This is a genomic window from Chryseobacterium sp. GW823-FHT05E08, from assembly GCF_058795655.1.
In genome coordinates this window covers 1-16,875 of sequence record NZ_JBXAHY010000008.1, presented here as the reverse complement: position 1 = coordinate 16,875, position 16,875 = coordinate 1, and the positions used below count along the sequence as shown (strand labels likewise).

General features: G+C 34.4%; 14 protein-coding genes. 7 read left to right on the top strand and 7 right to left on the bottom strand.

The window, feature by feature from the left end; translation table 11 throughout:
• Positions 1-378: 378 nt before the first annotated feature.
• Genes AC1Q7L_RS20695 through AC1Q7L_RS20685 form a run of 3 tightly spaced genes read left to right on the top strand, consistent with a single transcriptional unit; the run spans position 379 to position 2,786 of the window.
• Entirely contained in the window at positions 379-1,092 is a 714-nt protein-coding gene (locus tag AC1Q7L_RS20695; protein ID WP_492307451.1) for a phytanoyl-CoA dioxygenase family protein, read from the top strand.
• A gap of 12 nt (positions 1,093-1,104) precedes the next feature.
• Complete coding sequence (gene pnuC, locus AC1Q7L_RS20690; protein ID WP_492307452.1) at positions 1,105-1,782, top strand: nicotinamide riboside transporter PnuC; 678 nt, start codon at positions 1,105-1,107, stop codon at positions 1,780-1,782.
• Entirely contained in the window at positions 1,779-2,786 is a 1,008-nt protein-coding gene (locus AC1Q7L_RS20685; protein ID WP_492307453.1) for an AAA family ATPase, read from the top strand. The genes pnuC and AC1Q7L_RS20685 overlap by 4 nt, the downstream gene beginning before the upstream one ends.
• 70 nt (positions 2,787-2,856) lie before the next feature.
• On the opposite strand, the gene AC1Q7L_RS20680 is transcribed toward AC1Q7L_RS20685, so the two are convergent.
• Positions 2,857-5,658, bottom strand: coding sequence for a GH92 family glycosyl hydrolase (locus AC1Q7L_RS20680; protein ID WP_492307454.1), 2,802 nt, complete (start codon positions 5,656-5,658; stop codon positions 2,857-2,859).
• A 127-nt stretch (positions 5,659-5,785) separates the two neighbouring features.
• On the opposite strand from AC1Q7L_RS20680, the gene AC1Q7L_RS20675 reads away from it, so the two are divergent.
• Together AC1Q7L_RS20675 and AC1Q7L_RS20670 are read left to right on the top strand one after the other, a co-directional pair.
• Positions 5,786-6,892 carry an Mrp/NBP35 family ATP-binding protein gene (locus AC1Q7L_RS20675; protein ID WP_410692343.1) on the top strand — a complete coding sequence of 369 codons (1,107 nt, stop codon included), beginning with the start codon at positions 5,786-5,788 and terminating at the stop codon, positions 6,890-6,892.
• A gap of 50 nt (positions 6,893-6,942) precedes the next feature.
• Entirely contained in the window at positions 6,943-7,191 is a 249-nt protein-coding gene (locus tag AC1Q7L_RS20670) for a NifU family protein (protein WP_066755730.1), read from the top strand.
• Positions 7,192-7,249: 58 nt separating this feature from the next.
• On the opposite strand, the gene AC1Q7L_RS20665 is transcribed toward AC1Q7L_RS20670, so the two are convergent.
• Entirely contained in the window at positions 7,250-8,635 is a 1,386-nt protein-coding gene (locus AC1Q7L_RS20665; protein WP_492307455.1) for a T9SS type A sorting domain-containing protein, read from the bottom strand.
• Positions 8,636-8,796: 161 nt separating this feature from the next.
• On the opposite strand from AC1Q7L_RS20665, the gene AC1Q7L_RS20660 reads away from it, so the two are divergent.
• The gene (locus AC1Q7L_RS20660; protein ID WP_410692345.1) at positions 8,797-9,363 is read left to right on the top strand and encodes a serine protease; all 567 of its coding nucleotides are present in this window, start codon (positions 8,797-8,799) and stop codon (positions 9,361-9,363) included.
• A 28-nt stretch (positions 9,364-9,391) separates the two neighbouring features.
• On the top strand, positions 9,392-10,975 hold the full coding sequence (locus tag AC1Q7L_RS20655) for a flotillin family protein (protein WP_492307456.1): 1,584 nt from the start codon (positions 9,392-9,394) through the stop codon (positions 10,973-10,975).
• A 64-nt stretch (positions 10,976-11,039) separates the two neighbouring features.
• Here AC1Q7L_RS20655 and AC1Q7L_RS20650 read toward each other — a convergent pair whose 3' ends face one another.
• The 5 genes from AC1Q7L_RS20650 to AC1Q7L_RS20630 all read right to left on the bottom strand — a co-directional run bounded on the left by AC1Q7L_RS20650 (position 11,040) and on the right by AC1Q7L_RS20630 (position 16,659).
• Positions 11,040-11,753: a barstar family protein gene (locus tag AC1Q7L_RS20650; protein ID WP_492307457.1), complete on the bottom strand. Its 714-nt coding sequence runs from the start codon at positions 11,751-11,753 to the stop codon at positions 11,040-11,042.
• Positions 11,726-12,568, bottom strand: a complete 843-nt coding sequence (locus AC1Q7L_RS20645; RefSeq protein WP_492307458.1) for a HEAT repeat domain-containing protein — start codon at positions 12,566-12,568, stop codon at positions 11,726-11,728. Before AC1Q7L_RS20645 ends, AC1Q7L_RS20650 begins: the two co-directional genes overlap by 28 nt.
• A 97-nt stretch (positions 12,569-12,665) precedes the next feature.
• Entirely contained in the window at positions 12,666-15,704 is a 3,039-nt protein-coding gene (locus AC1Q7L_RS20640; protein ID WP_492307459.1) for a choice-of-anchor I family protein, read from the bottom strand.
• Positions 15,705-15,859: 155 nt separating this feature from the next.
• The gene (locus AC1Q7L_RS20635; protein WP_492307460.1) at positions 15,860-16,009 is read right to left on the bottom strand and encodes a hypothetical protein; all 150 of its coding nucleotides are present in this window, start codon (positions 16,007-16,009) and stop codon (positions 15,860-15,862) included.
• The gene (locus AC1Q7L_RS20630) at positions 16,006-16,659 is read right to left on the bottom strand and encodes an NAD-dependent epimerase/dehydratase family protein (protein ID WP_492307461.1); all 654 of its coding nucleotides are present in this window, start codon (positions 16,657-16,659) and stop codon (positions 16,006-16,008) included. The genes AC1Q7L_RS20635 and AC1Q7L_RS20630 overlap by 4 nt, the downstream gene beginning before the upstream one ends.
• Positions 16,660-16,875 lie beyond the last annotated feature (216 nt).

The following is a 16,875-nucleotide window of genomic DNA, read 5'->3' as shown; positions in this document are numbered from 1 at the left end:
CCCCCCCCCCCCCCCCCCCCCCCCCCCCCCCCCCAAACCGAAATCAAAAAAAATGAGCTCAAACAAATGCTGCAATCGGGGCTAGGTAGTTGTCCTTCTTTCAAAATTCGTCATTGCGAACCGAAGGTGAAGCAATCTCATAAAAATTTAGTAATAACAAAAAGATTGCTTCGTCGCTTTTGAAATACGTTCGCAGACCTTCAGTCTGTTCGCAATGACAAAAAAGATTCAACCTTTGCTGAGTGAAACGCCTTTGCGAACAAAAAAATATTCTCAATCATTTTACAAAAAATCTTTGCGATCTTTGCGTTTAAATAAATTCTTCAATACGCTTGCTTCTTTAAGAATGACAGGCGTGTGCAATAAAAATTACATTTAATGAATTTACAAAATCATAAAAATTTAATTACAGAAAATGGATTCACAGTTATCAACAATATTTTTTCTGATGAAGAAATTAATAAGATAATTCACATTCTTGAAAATATAGATACCTCGAAAGAAACTTTCAGAAAATCAGAAGATCTTTTTGCAATAAGACAATTTTTAAAAGAAATTCCTGAGGTTAAAGATTTAATTTTTAATGAAAATATAAAAACGATCATCAAAGAAATCTTCGGTGAAAAATATTTTGCTGTAAAAAGTATTTATTTCGATAAACCTGAAAAATCAAATTGGTATGTTGCCTATCATCAGGATTTAACGATTTCTGTTGACAAAAAAGTTGATTTACCGAATTTCGGACCTTGGACGACCAAACAGAATCAGTTTGCAGTTCAGCCACCTTTGGATATTCTTGAAAATATTTATACGATCAGAATCCATTTAGATGATACTGATGAAAATAATGGAGCCTTAAAAGTTGTTCCAAAATCTCATGCAAAAGGAATTTACAGACCGGAGACAATTGACTGGACTATTGAAACCGAAGAAATCTGCAACGTAGAAAAAGGCGGAATTATGATCATGAAACCTTTAATTCTTCACGGTTCAAATCGTACAACAAACGGTAAGAAAAGAAGAGTTATTCACATCGAGTTTTCTGATAGAGAGCTTCCGAAAGAATTGAATTGGTCAGAAAGAATAAATTAACAAAGAAAAATGATGAATAATATTCTAAAATCATGGAAGCCATTTGAGATTATTTGGCTTTTATCATTTTCATTATTAGGAGTTGGAATTGCAATTTTAAACAAGGATAATTGGCTTAATTTTTTAGTTCTTGTTTCTGGTATTTTGTGTGTCGTTCTGGCTGCTAAAGGCAGTATCTGGAATTATATAATCGGAACAGTAAACACCGTTGCCTATGCATATGTTGCTTACATCAATGGTTTATTTGGTGAGCTGGGATTGTACATATTATTCTTTTTGCCAATGAATATTGTAGGATATTTTATGTGGAAAAATCATACAACAAATGATATTGTGCAAATGAAAACGCTCAATGTAAAGTCTGTTTTATTTGTGTTTTCGGGTACTGTTATCGGATGTTTTATTCTGGGATATTTTTTATCAACAATCAAGAATCAGAATAGTCCTTATCTGGATGGGATGTCTACAGTTATATCAATTGTGGCTACCATTTTAATGATTTTCCGTTATAAGGAACAATGGCTTTTATACATTATTTTAAATATTGTTACCGTCATTATCTGGATCATAAGAACAGCAGATGGAAGCGAAAGCGGAATAATGATGATTGCCATGTGGTCGGCTTTTTTGATCAATGCAGTGTATGGATATTATAATTGGAACAAAGGAAGTAAAGAATTAAAACAATGAAGAAAACAGGGCTTACTTTAGGAAAATATGCGCCATTTCATAAAGGTCATCAATTTGTATTTGATACGGCTTTGAGTGAGGTTGATGAATTGGTAGTTCTTATTTATGATACAGAGGTGACTGAAGTTCCTTTGAATATTCGAGCAAAATGGATAAAAGATCTTTATCCACAAGTTGAGGTCATAGAATGTTGGGATGGTCCGGATGGATATTCCAGCGAAAGATGGTTCGAAATTATTCAGGAAGAATACATTTTAAAAATGCTTAACGGGAAGGAAATCACTCATTTTTATTCAAGTGAGTTTTACGGGGATCATGTAAGTAAGGCCTTAAATGCAGTTGACAGAAGAATCGACGAGGCAAGGAATATCGTACCAATTTCTGCAACAAAAATAAGAGAAAATTCATTTGCTAATAAAGAGTTTGTAAGTAATACTGTTTATAAAGACCTTATAACGAAAGTTGTCTTTCTGGGCGCAATGTCTTCAGGAAAATCTACTCTTACGGAAGCTTTGGCTAAGAAGTTTAAGACAACTTTTGCGCCTGAATATGGAAGAGAATATTGGACTAAGCATCATGTAAACAGAAGAATTGGTTTTGAAGCTTTTGATGAAATTGCAAAAGGACATATCGAAATTGAGGATAGAAATATTTTAAATGCTAATAAATATTTCTTCGTTGATACAAATGCGATCACAACCTATATGTTTGCAATGAATTATCATGGAAAAGCTCCCGAATTTCTAATGAAAACAGCGGATCAAAACTCCAAAAGATATGATCTGTTCTTTCTGTGTGATATCGATATTCCGTATGACGATACTTGGGACAGAAGCGGAGATCAAAAACGAGAAATCTTTCAAAAACAAATTATTGCTGATCTCAAGGAAAGAAATATACCGTATATCCTTCTTTCCGGAAATCTGGAAGAAAGAATTCGAAAAGTTGAAAATGTGCTATCGGAATTTAAAAAATATTCGAATTATTTTGGTTCCAAGATTTGAGATATTTTAGTGAAAAATAAAAAACCTTCGAAAATTTTCGAAGGTTTTTGTATTTAAAATTAATAGTAAACTATTTTACAGAAATCTCATCAACAAAGATGTAAGCCTGTCCACCAGCTCCCTGATGCCATTCAGGAAGAATTCCGTAATAATAAGCTTTCACTTTTACATAGCGGGCTTCAGTCGGAAGAATATCTGTCCCGAAATCTTTTACCTGAATGGTTTCATCTTTAGGATCAACCGTATTATCAACAGTTTTTAAAAGGATGAAATCTTTCCCATTCATAGAAGCATAATATTCTACTTTTTTAGGCATCAAGATCCATGCTTTGCTGTCCTGAAGATAAGTTGAAGACAATTTTGTGATCTGTTGAGGTGATTTCATATCAATAATCGCTTCAAAAGTCTGACCTTGATAACCCAGCCATTCACCTTTTCTCCAGTTTGTATCACCGTTGATTCCGTCAATTAAAGATAATTTTCCGCTCGCTGTATATTGTGGAGTTGGTTTAGAATTTACTGTAATATCCCAATTATTTGGTCTTCTGTTGAAATTGGCAGATACGATTGAACTTTTTTCACCATTTCTTTCAGCGTAAGCCGAAACCTGAGTTGTTTTATTGATGCTAAATGGTTCTTTGTAAGCTTTAAAAGTCTTTCTTACATTCGCATCACCTTCATCCATGGTCATAAAATACAATTTGTCATTTGGATTTAAAGCTGTGATTTCAACTTTCGTAGAAAAATCGAAAATTCTGTCTGCTTTAATGACCGGTGTGGCTGTCAGTTCATCATATTTATAATCTTTGAATGATTTTGCATTCTCAAAACCTAATTTTTTAAGTTCAGCTCTACCTGTATTTTTGGTTATTGTTCTTGTGGTTCCGTCTTCCAAATGAATTTTAACCTCATCAAAATAAGGTGTGGTAGTCTGCCATTCCGGTAATCCTGGAGTTACGGAGTAAATTCCCATTGTACTCAAAATATACCATGCACTCATTTGTCCGCAATCTTCGTTTCCGATCAAACCATCTGGCGTATTTTTATAAAAATTATCAAGGATATATTTGATTTTTGCGTCCGTTTTTTCTGGTTTATCAACATAATTGTATAAATAAGCAATGTGGTGGCTCGGTTCGTTTCCTTGAGCGTATTGTCCCATCAAACCTGTGATATCCACCTGTTCTCTGCCTGTTGTTGTATTTGGAGCAGCAAAAATAGCATCAATAAATTGTTCAAATTTCTCCTTTCCACCGTGAGCAGCAATCAATCCCGGAATATCTTGCTGAACAGAATATGAATAATGCCAAGAATTTCCTTCCGTATAATTGTTATTCACTTCTCTTGGTTCAAAAGGTTCGTTCCAGTTTCCATTTTTTCTAGGTTGCATAAATCCGTTCTTTGGATTGTAAAGGTTTTTCCAGTTTTGAGAACGTTTCATGAAATATTGATAATCTTCTTTTTTACCTAAAATTTTAGCCATCTGAGCGATACACCAATCGTCGTAAGCATATTCTACCGTTTTAGAAACACTTTCATGTTCGTCATCAATAGCGATATAATTATTTTGTTTGTAAGCATTTAAACCAAAAATATCCAACATTGCAGAATTTTTAGAAGCTTCAAATGCTTTTTCATAATCAAAACCTGTAATTCCTTTTGCCATCGCGTCTGCAATCACAGAAACCGAGTGATAACCGATCATACACTCCGTTTCATTGGAAGCCAGTTCCCAAACCGGAAGTTTTCCGCCCTGTTCGTATTGTTTAATGAAAGTATTAATGAAATCTGACGTTCTTTTTCTGTCAATTAAAGACATCAAAGGATGCGCTCCTCTGAAAGTATCCCAAAGCGAGAAAACCGAGTAATAATTAAAGTCTTTTGCTGTGTAGAACTTGTTGTCACGACCTCTGTATTTTCCGTCAACATCCATATTAATGTTTGGTTGAGTGAAAACATGGTACATTGCCGTGTAGAAAACCGTTAGTTTGTCTTTATCAGAAGATTTAACTTCAATTTTTGATAATTCTTTGTCCCAATCAGCAGCAGCTTGTTTTTTGATAGTTTCAAAATCATTAGACTTACCTTCAGCAAGCATGTTTTTTCCTGCACCTTCATAACCTGTTGGCGAAATGGCAACTTTTACATTGATTTTTTCACCTTTTTTAACTTGAGTTGAAAATGCTAAAGCTAATTTTGTCCCTGTGAATAGGTTATTTTCATCTTTACCATTCACTAATTTTTTTGAAATTTTTACTGGTTTTGAAAACTCAATTCTTGCGTAAATATATTGGTTGGTTGCCCAAGCTTCACTTCTACGGAAAACTTCGATGGTTTTATCATCAATTATTTTAACCTCACCTTCAAGCAATTTATCTCTGTGGTTTAAATCTAAAATAATATTTGCATTTCCTGCATTGTTGAAAGTATATTCGTGATAACCGACTCTTTTTGTCGTTGTCAGTCGAACATCGATATTATTTTTATCTAATTTAACGGAATAAAATCCTGCCGAAGCTTTTTCGTTTTTGTGCGAAAATTTTGAAGAATATTCCTTGTTATCCAAGCTTGGATTTCCCATTGTCGGCATCAGCATAATGTCTCCGTAATCAGAAACACCGGTTCCATTAAGATGCGTGTGAGAAAAACCATAAATTACAGAGTCTGAATAATGATATCCGCTGCAACCGTCCCAGCTTCCGTCCACTCTTGTATCGGGTGAAAGCTGTACCATTCCGAATGGAACAATAGCGCCGGGAAATGTGTGTCCGTGACCTCCTGTTCCAATAAAAGGATTTACATATTGCGAATAATTTTGAGAAAATAAATTATGAGCAATAATTCCTAAAAGAATAATTAATATTTTTTTCATCATGTAAAAATTAAAATCGCCCTAAATTACCACAAAATTTGGTTTCACAAAAGAATTTATCTATGATTACGTTTACTTATTCTAAATAGCTAAAAATTCCGTAAATTTGTAAACAATTTATATGTATATGTTGACGAAAGAAAAGGTACAGGATTTCCTTAAAGAGATAGAAGTAGATGACTTAGTGACTAATTTTCAGGTTATGGGTAATGATGTCTATATCGACATGACGGCTCATTCGCCTGCAATGCACGAAAAAAAGAAATTGGAAGCTGCTATGAAGCAGGCTTTTGCCAGTGAGTTTGGAGAAGAAATTAATTTAAAATTAAAGATCGTTTCTCCCGAACCTACCGAAATTCAGCAAAGTCAGATCAAAGGAAAACAAATTCCTGGAATTCAAAATATTATCGCCATTGCTTCCGGAAAAGGAGGTGTTGGTAAGTCTACAGTGGCGGCAAACCTTGCGGTTACTTTAGCGAAAATGGGTTTTAAAGTCGGGATCTTGGATGCCGATATTTATGGGCCGTCTGTTCCTACAATGTTTGATACAGAAGGTCAAAAACCGATTTCTATAGATGTTAACGGAAAAAGCTTAATGAAACCTATCGAAAATTATGGCGTGAAAATGCTTTCAATAGGATATTTCTCAGGAGCAAATCAGGCGGTGGTTTGGAGAGGCCCAATGGCTTCAAAAGCATTAAACCAAATGATCAGAGATGCAGCTTGGGGAGAATTAGACTTTTTATTGATCGATCTTCCTCCGGGAACGGGTGATATTCACTTATCAATCATTCAGGAAGTTCCTGTAACAGGTGCGGTGATTGTTAGTACACCTCAACATGTAGCTTTGGCAGACGTTAGAAAAGGAATTGCGATGTTTAATATGGAAAGTATTAATATTCCGGTTCTTGGATTAGTCGAAAATATGGCGTATTTTACACCGGAAGAATTACCTGACAATAAATATTATATCTTTGGAAACCAGGGAGCACAATATTTGGCTGATGATCTTGGAATTCCTGTATTGGGAGAGATTCCTTTGATCCAGAGCATCAGAGAAGCAGGAGATGTCGGAAGACCGGCTGCTTTGCAGGAAAATTCTAAAATTGCAGAAATCTACACAGAAACTGCACGTAAAATGGTAGAAAGTCTTGTTGAAAGAAACAAACACCTTCCTCCAACTGAAGCGGTGAAAATTTCCACAATGGCTGGATGTTCTCCGAAAGCAAAATAATAATTATTTTCAATACATTTGAAAAACCGAATTGAACTGAAGAAAAAAATATGGAAACAAAGATAGCACACGAAGATACTGTAACAAGAGTAATGGAGGCTTTAGAAAGTATTCGTCCGTTTTTGAATAAAGATGGAGGAGACATTGAGCTTATTGATGTGAAAGATAACTCGGTTTATGTAAAACTTTTAGGAAATTGTTCCGGTTGTTCTCTAAACTTTTCAACCCTTAAATTGGGTGTTGAAACCACGATTAAACAACACGCTCCGGAAATTGAAAAAGTAATTAACGTAGAGTAAAAAAATAAAATTGAAATATTTTTAAAGACAGGTTTTTTAGGCCTGTCATTTTTTTTATTTAATTTTTGATCAGCTTCTTTGTGATAGTTTTTCCATTATGAAACTCAGTTTTCACAATATAAATACCTTTTATTATATCGGAAATATTGACATTATTCTCAGTTATTGTTTTTAATAATTTGCCGTCTGCAGAATAGATTTCAATTTTTCTTATTTTCTCTTTGGTAGTATAAATTAAATTTGATTTAGCCGGATTTTCAAACGAAATGAAGTTTTCAGATTGAATTTCATTGGTTGATAAAGTAGGTGTTGATACATTGTACTTTGCCACTACATAATACCATTTATTTGTTGAAAGATCTTTTTTGTCACCTCCTACGTAAATGGCGTTATCTTTTGCTACAATCGAAGTGTAATTTCCTGCTGTGAAAGAAGTTTCTTTATAAGAATTTTGAGAGTTTAAAGGAATGATATTCCCCGCGTTATCATAGCTTATAATGAATGGAGCGTCTGTAGATGCTGTGCCTACAAAATAGACTTTATTTCCTGCAAAATTAAAATTACTGTAGTAATCAAGCGTGTTATTATCATCCGTCAATGAAATCATATTTGAAGTATTTCCATTAGCATTGATATTGTAGAAAATATTGTTATCTAAATCTAACGTCGAGATATTATTATCTGAAGATTGTTTCGAAAAATAATTTCCTGAATCCGGATAAGTGAAAGTTCCGTTGGTTCCAAATGTATTAACAGGAGTTCCTGTTGTACTGATTTTATCAATTTTAGTATCATAAAAATCAAGTATGTTTGAATTTGATAATTGAATATTTCCACTGTTGATTTTATCAATCATTCCATTGTTTCCATAAGAGGTATCGATAGTTCCATTCGAAGATAATTTTATTAATTTATTTCCCGTTGCCAGAATAATAGAATTATCAGAAAGAACGACAGTGTTGTTATATCTAAAACCATTGGTTCCGTCGTAAGGAGCTTTAAATTCTCCATTATTTCCAAAAGCTGTATCTAAAATACCATTAAGATTATATCTTAAAATACTTGTTTCAGAAGAAGGATCGTTGGTTGTTTTTTGAAAGGTGATAAGGATTTTATCATTTCCTTGTGGAATGATATTAAAATCACTTGCATAGTTTGGAAGAATTACTATTCCGCCAGTGCCAAAATTGGTATTTAAACTTCCGTCAAGGTTTAGTTTATAAATTTTATTAGGATTGATAGAACCTGATAAAGCAATATCTTTTCCGTACGCAAAAATTTTATTATCTGAACTTAATGAAATTTGTAGATCATCTGCTTCACCAAGTAACGGTAGTGAAACGATTCCTCCGCTTCCAAAAGAGTTGTCTAAATTGATTGTCTGCGCATTGATATTGGTATATAAAGCAGCGATTACTGCTACGGTAGTAAAAATGTTTTTCATAGTTATTTTAAAACCGCGAAGTTATCAAAATTTATGTTTTTAAAATTATGATATATACACGAATAGCTCCTGTGAATAAAGAGATATTAGTCTTAATCTTTTTGGTGTTTCCATTTTAAAATCTCACTTTTTTTAATTATATTTGAGAAAACACACAAATTATGTTTGAATTTCTTCAACATCTGGATTCTCTTCACCAAGGATTTTGGTATATCGCCTTAGGTGCCAGTTTATTCTTTTTATTTCAAACTGTTCTTACTTTTATAGGCGGTCATCATGGAGGTGACTTCAGTACTGATTTTGATGGAAATCTTCATCATGATACCCCTTTTCAGTTATTTTCATTGAGAAATCTGGTCAATTTCCTGTTAGGTTTTGGTTGGGGCGGTGTGGCATTTTATAATTCTATAGAAAGCAAAACTTTTTTGATCATTATTTCAGTGATAATAGGAATTGGTTTTGTGGTTTTATTTTTCTTTTTAATTCTTCAAATATTAAAACTTACGGAAGACAATACTTTTAAGGTCGAAAATCTGATCGGAAAAGTAGGAGAAGTTTATCTTACCATCCCTGCCAAAATGGGAGGAAAAGGGAAGATTCAGATTTCTTTAAACGGAACAAATCATGAGCTTCAGGCGATGACCGAAGCCGAGGAAAATATTCCGTCCAGTCATTCTGTGAGAGTGATTTATATTTATGATGAAACACTTGTTGTTGCAAAAATTTAATTTATTATAACATACTTATTCTTTATTTATGGCAATACCCGGAACACTTATTCTGATAGTAGTAATCGTATTTGTACTATTCGTCACGTTTTTAGCCCTTATTTCAAGGTACAAAAGATGTCCTTCAGATAAAATTTTAGTTATTTATGGTAAAACAGGAGGTAGCTCTGCAAAATGTATTCACGGAGGTGGTGCTTTTGTGTGGCCTGTTATTCAGGATTACGCTTATTTGGATCTTAAACCGATCTCAATTGAAGCGAACCTTACCAATGCATTATCCAGACAGAATATCCGTGTGGACGTACCTTGTCGATTCACCATCGCGATCTCTACAGAACCGGATTCTATGGGAAATGCAGCGGAAAGATTATTAGGATTGGCTCAGGAGCAGATTCAGGAACTTTCTAAAGATATCCTTTTTGGACAGCTTCGTTTGGTTATCGCAACGATGACGATTGAAGAAATTAACTCAGACAGAGATAAATTTTTAGATAATATTTCTAAAAATGTTGATACTGAATTAAAGAAAATTGGTTTAAAACTAATCAACGTAAACGTTACGGATATCAGAGATGAATCCGGATATATCGAGGCTTTAGGTAAAGAAGCTGCTGCAAAAGCGATCAATGAAGCGATCATCAGTGTTGCTGAACAAACGAAGATCGGAGAAACTGGAAAAGCGATTGCCGACAGAGAAAAAGACACTCAGATCGCCGAAACGCAAAGAGACCGAGATGTAAAAATTGCAATCACTCAAAAAGATAAAGAGATCAGTATTGCTTCTGCAATGAAAGATGAGTCCATCGGTAAAGCGGAAGCGGCAAAAGAAGCCAGAATTGCGACTTCATTAGCCAACTCGATTGCTGTAAAAGGGGAAAACGAAGCAAAAATTACCATCGCCAACTCCGATGCAGAAAGAAGAGAAAAAGAAGCAGAAGCATTAAGAATTGCAACGGCTGCCGAGAAAGTTCAGGCTGCAAGATCATTGGAAGAATCCTACCTTGCTGAGCAAAAAGCAGAAACAGCGAGAGCTGAAAGAGAACGTTCTACGCAACAGGCAAATATTGTTGTTCATGCAGAAATTGCAAAACAAAAAGCGATCATCGATGCTCAGGCAGAAGCCGAGAAAATAAGAGTACAGGCAAAAGGAGAAGCAGACGCTATCTTCGCTAAAATGGAAGCCGAAGCAAAAGGTCTTTACGAGATCCTGACAAAACAGGCAGAAGGTTATGACAAAATAATACAGGCTGCGGGAGGTGATACAAATAGCGCATTCCAGTTATTGTTAATTGAAAAACTTCCTGAATTGGTTAAAACACAAGTTGAAGCGGTTAAAAATATTAAGATCGATAAAATTACAGTTTGGGACAGCGGAAACGGACAGGATGGGGGAACTTCTACCTCTAATTTTGTTTCAGGAATGATGAAATCTGTACCTCCTTTGAATGACTTGTTTAATATGGCCGGACTGAATTTACCGGAATATCTTAAAGGAAAACCAGAAGAAGTTCAAAAAGAGATTATAACAGTTGTTGAGAAAAAAGAGAAGAAGAATTTTGATGATATGACTTCTGGAAATGATGCTCCGAAAGGGGATTTTCCACAGGCTTAATGATATTTAATTTTGTATGTTTCGGGCGGAAAGCTTTGCTTTCCGCCCGAAACTGTTTTTAGGGTTATTTTAAAATAATTTTCACATCAAATTCTTCAAAAGTTTCAATGATTTCATTGAATTTAGTTTTTAAAAGTTTTTTACTTTTTTCATGATTGTTCCAAGTTAATTCTGAAATTGATTTTATATCAAAATCACCTTTTAAACATTCATATAAAGCATATAAGTTTCGCCCGAAATACCCACCAATTCCATTAATTTCTTCTCCCAAAAGGCAGAAAAATTCGTCCAAATTATGAAATTCGTTTCCGTCAATTTGGATTTTAATATTCTCTTTATTAATTTTAGGTTTGTTGTAATGTAAAGCAAATACTAGCCAGCCTTGTAACTCATCTTTCTTAAAGGCTTTCCATAAATTTTTGTTTGTAATCTCTTTATTAACCATCATTTTATAAGCCTTATGAAAACCTTTTGGATGATGCCACAGATAGCCACTCAATGTAACATTGTTATTTTTAGATTTAATAATTCTGATATTACTTATGAAAGTTCCAACTATAATAGATTTATTTTCATTAAGTAAATGTATGTGACCTTGATTATCATAAATCTTAGTTGCCCTTTCTATTTCAGATTTTAATTTTGGCATGTCATGAACATTGATCAATCGTAATTTTCTGTATCCAAGATTGTTTTTGTTATTGTCAAGATTCTTAACATCATCAATATAGGTGATGATTTGTGGTTCTTCTAATGTGTCGAGAGAGAATGCAAACATGAGTTATCATTAGTTTTTAATACTTCTATACAGTTTTTAAGATCTTCAAGCCAATCTTTATTAATATCTTTATTGTCTCTGCAAATATTATAAATATTTTCAAGCTGTGGCAAAAAGAAATCTCCATTTTCTATATTCATAAGAGTGTCAAATATAAGCGAACTAAAATTTTGGGAATTAAGTTCTTTTAAAATAATGTCTCTTACTCTTTCATCTTTTCTATTTGCAAGGCCTTTTATTGCTTCTTGTCTGGTTTGATCGTCTTTTGAAAAGCAATTTTTATAAAGAGCATTCCTTATTTCTTCATTATCAGTTTTTGTTTGTCTTCCTAAACCGAAAGTTGCCCAATCTCGAACTTTTGGGCTTTTATCCTGAGCTAATTTAATCAAAATTTTGATTGCTATTTCATTTTCAATGCCCATTAAACAAAAAGCGAGGGCATATCTGGTATCTTTGGATATTGAATTTTGAAATTTTTCTAAAGTTTTTATGTGTTTAGTTTTCAAATATTCATTGTTGTGACCAATAGCAAAAAGACTGGTGCAAATCAATTTTTCGTCAGATGTTGTTTCAAAAATATAAAACAATTTTTCAAGTAATTCTTTAATGAAACTTTTTCGATTTCGTCCTAATTGACACAATATGTCAATGCCGATTTGTTTGGATTTTACATCATCAGAATCAATTAATTTGAAACATTCTAAAATCATTTCTTCATTCACAAATTGTCTGAGCGGAGTGATTTGGTTCCAATAATTCGTTTCTGTCTTTGCTTTATAGGCTTTTTGTATTAAGCTCTCAAAATCCGTTTTCATTTTAAATAATAAAACCTAAAACTAATCAATTTCCCGACAACAAAAAAGCTCCGGAAAATAATTCCGAAGCCTTTTGCAATCAACTAAATAATATATTCTATTTTACAATGACTCTTTTCACCTGACCTTCTGAAGTTTTTACCAAGTAAACTCCTGTAGAAAGTTTGGATGTATCTATTGTTAAAGCATTTTTCTCTTTTCCGATAAACTTGCCGGACATATCATACAATTCGTATCCTTGTACTCTGTTGAAATAAAGCTTATTTCCCTTTGCCACAGGATTCGGGAATATATTGAAGGTAGAATTTTCAGTTTTTATTTCACCTGTTCCTAACGTTGCAGAATGCGTTACTTCATACATAGATAAAGTTCCACTGATCTCATTGGCAATAATCACATAACCTTTTCCTGTCGTTGTATTTTGAGGAGCAATGTAGGTGATTCCTTCCGGACCATTGTCGCCTCCGTAAGCCGAAGTAGAACGGGAATGTTTGTAATCTGTAAACGTTGGATTATTAGGATCTGTAATGTTGTAAACCATCACGCCACCTGTTCTTTCCAAAGTAATGAACGCATAAGTTTGACCGTTGATTGTTCCCAACGCTACACCTTCCGGTTCAGGACCTTTTGCACGGCTTCTGTTTTTTGCACCGTTTGCTTCATTATCAGCATTAAAAATTAATGGATGATTAGCTGCAATATATCTTTCAAATTGGTCGCCACTGTCATAAACGATCTGTTTTGTATCTGCATTGAAAATAGAGAACGAACGTGCTCCCAACGCAGAAATTTCTTCAAATTCGGCATCTCCGTCCGTATTTCCTGTCGCATTTGAAACTCTGAATCTACCTAAATTATGAGAAGCTTTTAAAATATCAGCATTCGGGAAAATGGTTGGATCTAAAGTGTAAGCAGCCGCTCCAACGGTCGTTCTTTCACTGAAACCAGAAAGGTCTTTTTCGTCTCCTTCATTTGCGGTTACGATATAATTGGTACTTCCGATTTTAAAGTTTTGAACAGCATCCGGAGTGTAATATGTTTTCACTGGCCAGTTCGCAATTAAAATTTCACCATTATTATCAGAAGCATCAAAACCGTTTCCAGGTAAGCTCATATCTTTTTTGCCTAATCCCCAAATACTTGTAATGGTTTTTGTGGCTAAATTAATTTCTGCAACAGCATTGTTTTCCTGAAGCGTAACCCAAGCTTTTTGACTGTCAGCACTTACGGTAACGTATTCAGGTTCTAGGTCTTGAGAAAGTGTATTATTGGTTCTTACTTTTCTTAATCCTGTCGCAGTTAAAGTTGCAAGTTGAGAATCAAAAGCATTGAAATTTAGGGTTGAAACATTACTTTGCGTAAGATTTCCAACGCCTCCGGAAATATCAATAATACTGATGGTTCCTTCCGGATCTACTGTGTAAGCATCGTTTGGCTCACCTTCGTTAGCTGTGATAACTTTGGTTCCGTCCGGAGTGAAAGTGATCATGTCCGGTAAAGCGCCAACGGTAACCTGCTTCATGAAGTTTCCATTAATATCAAAGAAAACAACAGAACCATTTAATTGAGGATTTGCGTTAGGTGAAGAAACTGCAATAATTCCGTTTTTCACAGCGATACTTGTAATTCCTCCGAAAGAAGCCATATTCACTGTTTTAGTAACAACCGGAGTGGTAGGATTACTGAAATCAATAATATCAAAAACATCAGTTAGAGAACTGATTGTGAATAATTTTTGAGATGTAGCATCATGAACTACAATTTCAGTAGAACTTGTACTGTTTCCAGAAGGGTCAAAACTTCCAATATAATTTAATTGAATCTGTTGTGAAGGAACCGGAGCCTGCTTATCATTATCAATAATATAAACTGTAGCATTACTATCACCAGAAATCGTTGCTCCAACAGGATTTTCAAGACTTACAACAAAATATTCCGCGCTTTGCTCTTCCAATGTATCATCAATAATCGGAATATTTACGGTATAACTCGTTGTTGACGGAGTAATATTAATTGTCTGATTTGTTAAAGTAAAATCGCTACTGTTTGCAGTACTGAAAGGCGCAGGTTTTACCACCAAATTCACCGTTGAGGTAGATGGATTGTTAACATTAATCTTAAATGCTAAACTTCCCGCATTTTCATTGACTTTAATGAAGTTTTTATCTAAAGAAATAGAAGTTCCGGCTGTTGTGAAAGTAGTTGCTGTAACTGTAGTAACCGCATTATCGCTGGTATCTTCTACCATATTTGGTTTTAAAGCCAAATAATAAGTTTGATTTGGAACTAAACCTGCAGTCGGGATTACTGTGATTTTGTTGTTGCTAAATGTTGTTGTAAAGGGAACTTGTGTACCTGTAGAACTTCCAAGACGGAAATCTACAAGATTTTGTGCATTAGAATCGTTGATCGCGGAATTGTCTGTTAATCTTACATTTTCATTAAAAGAAATCGTAGGATTTACAGTTGTAGAGGCATTATTTGTGCTGTTTGTCGGAAGATAAGCTACCGTTGGAGGAGTAGTGTCAGCACCGCCTGTTGCGGCAGCGTCTACCGTAAAGTTATCAAAACGGTTGTTTCCAACGGTTCCTCCTGTGCCTGCTGAGAATTCTACTTTTAATTTAAAATTCGGATTGTTTGCAACGCCTGAAATTGCAGAAAAATCGAAAGTAATTAATTGTGGATTGGCATCTTGAGGAGAAACGGTCTGATAAGGCAGGAAGGTTGTTCCGTTTGTTGAATAAGACCAAGTCTGTGTTCCTGCTCCCGATCCTGATCTTCTGGTCGTGAATTTCACCACCACATTATTATATCCTGTAGTCGGAAGGTTGAATTGTAGGTTTCCGTTAATTGGGAAATTATATCTTAAATGAGTTCCGGGAGCATCACCATTTCTGGCATTCAGGTTTTCTGTACTGAAGTTTTGTCCGGTTCCTCCTGCGAAATCTACTTCTGTTGTTCCACTCGTTACTGCGGTAAGAGAACCGCTCACCAACGTGGAAGTCGGAGTGGTAATAGCAGCTGCTGAAGCATTGTTGTTGAAATTCCAGTAATGAATAAGTGTCTGCCCGAAAAGCCCGCCCTGAAGAAAGAATGCGGCAATGACAGACCCTTTTAAAAGGTAATTGTTAACCATTTTTACTTAAATTAGATTTATGCAAAAATGAACTTTCTAGTCTGTAAAGGTTTTAATTGAATCTTAAGAAATGATTAATAATTCGTAATAAAAACTAAATATTAATTTTAAAACAGTAAGATATAATTAAAAATGACAGAAACTGTTTCTGAAATTTATCTTGTAGCTTTTTTGTTATAATCTCCACTTTTTAAGGTTGATACTTTTCCGGACTGATGTTTTTGTGTATACAAAAATCCTGAAATTGCGGTGATAATCAGTAGTATGAAAATAACGAAGATAATTCTTTTTATCATTGCTCTCATTTGGCTAAATTTTTAATATCCTGAATTTCTAAAATTGATGTAGAGTACCCTTTCTGTACAGCATTGATCATCGCTTTTCCGACTTCATGCAATGTTAACGATTTTGAAGGCAAAAGGATAGGGAAGAGCCATATCACAGGTTTGAAAAACCATTTTACATTTACTTGTCCGTCAACAGGTTTCATGAATCCCGGACGGAAATTATAAGCATCTTTGAAACCTAATTTCTTCAAATCGTTTTCTGTTTTTCCTTTTACTCTTGCCCACATCAATTTTCCGCTTTCTGTTTTGTCAGTATGAGCTCCTGAAACATAGTTGAAAACCATTTCCGGATTGAGATTTAAAAGGACTTTAGCAAAATGTAAAGTTGTGTCGTAAGTGATTTTGGTATAATCCTCTTCGTTCATTCCAACGCTGCTGATTCCGGCGCAGAAAAAACAGGCGTCGTAACCTTTTAAATTTTCATCATTGAAGTCAATTGCGAGAAAATCGGGAACTAAATATTCTTTTAGTTTCGCGTGTGTTTTTCCGGATGTTTTTCTGCTTACACTTAGAACCTCAGAAATGTTAGGATTTTCAAGACATTCCAGTAAAACGCCTTCGCCTACCATTCCGGTTGCACCTGTCAGAATTATTTTGATTGAGCTCATTTTTTTTAATGTTATAAAGTAATGACGTTTCCGGATTTGCTTTTACTTTAAGGAAATTACAAAAAATAAGTTATTGTTGAAATTATTTTTTATTGAAGTAGTGGTTTCGAGAGTTTCAGTCATAAATGATGAATATTTCCAATAACGACTGCAACCCTAGCCCCGATCGCAGCATTTGTTTGAGCTCATTTTGTAGGTTTCGGGGGGGGGGGGGGG

Bases quoted from the DNA above. Each gene is read 5' to 3' on its own strand.
- AC1Q7L_RS20655 (WP_492307456.1), top strand. From the start codon at position 9,392: ATGGCAATACCCGGAACACTTATTCTGATAGTAGTAATCGTATTTGTA.
- pnuC (WP_492307452.1), top strand. From the start codon at position 1,105: ATGAATAATATTCTAAAATCATGGAAGCCATTTGAGATTATTTGGCTT.
- AC1Q7L_RS20675 (WP_410692343.1), top strand. From the start codon at position 5,786: ATGTTGACGAAAGAAAAGGTACAGGATTTCCTTAAAGAGATAGAAGTA.
- AC1Q7L_RS20645 (WP_492307458.1), bottom strand. From the start codon at position 12,568: ATGAAAACGGATTTTGAGAGCTTAATACAAAAAGCCTATAAAGCAAAG.
- AC1Q7L_RS20665 (WP_492307455.1), bottom strand. From the start codon at position 8,635: ATGAAAAACATTTTTACTACCGTAGCAGTAATCGCTGCTTTATATACC.
- AC1Q7L_RS20660 (WP_410692345.1), top strand. From the start codon at position 8,797: ATGTTTGAATTTCTTCAACATCTGGATTCTCTTCACCAAGGATTTTGG.
- AC1Q7L_RS20680 (WP_492307454.1), bottom strand. From the start codon at position 5,658: ATGAAAAAAATATTAATTATTCTTTTAGGAATTATTGCTCATAATTTA.
- AC1Q7L_RS20650 (WP_492307457.1), bottom strand. From the start codon at position 11,753: ATGTTTGCATTCTCTCTCGACACATTAGAAGAACCACAAATCATCACC.
- AC1Q7L_RS20685 (WP_492307453.1), top strand. From the start codon at position 1,779: ATGAAGAAAACAGGGCTTACTTTAGGAAAATATGCGCCATTTCATAAA.
- AC1Q7L_RS20635 (WP_492307460.1), bottom strand. From the start codon at position 16,009: ATGAGAGCAATGATAAAAAGAATTATCTTCGTTATTTTCATACTACTG.
- AC1Q7L_RS20695 (WP_492307451.1), top strand. From the start codon at position 379: ATGAATTTACAAAATCATAAAAATTTAATTACAGAAAATGGATTCACA.
- AC1Q7L_RS20640 (WP_492307459.1), bottom strand. From the start codon at position 15,704: ATGGTTAACAATTACCTTTTAAAAGGGTCTGTCATTGCCGCATTCTTT.
- AC1Q7L_RS20630 (WP_492307461.1), bottom strand. From the start codon at position 16,659: ATGAGCTCAATCAAAATAATTCTGACAGGTGCAACCGGAATGGTAGGC.
- AC1Q7L_RS20670 (WP_066755730.1), top strand. From the start codon at position 6,943: ATGGAAACAAAGATAGCACACGAAGATACTGTAACAAGAGTAATGGAG.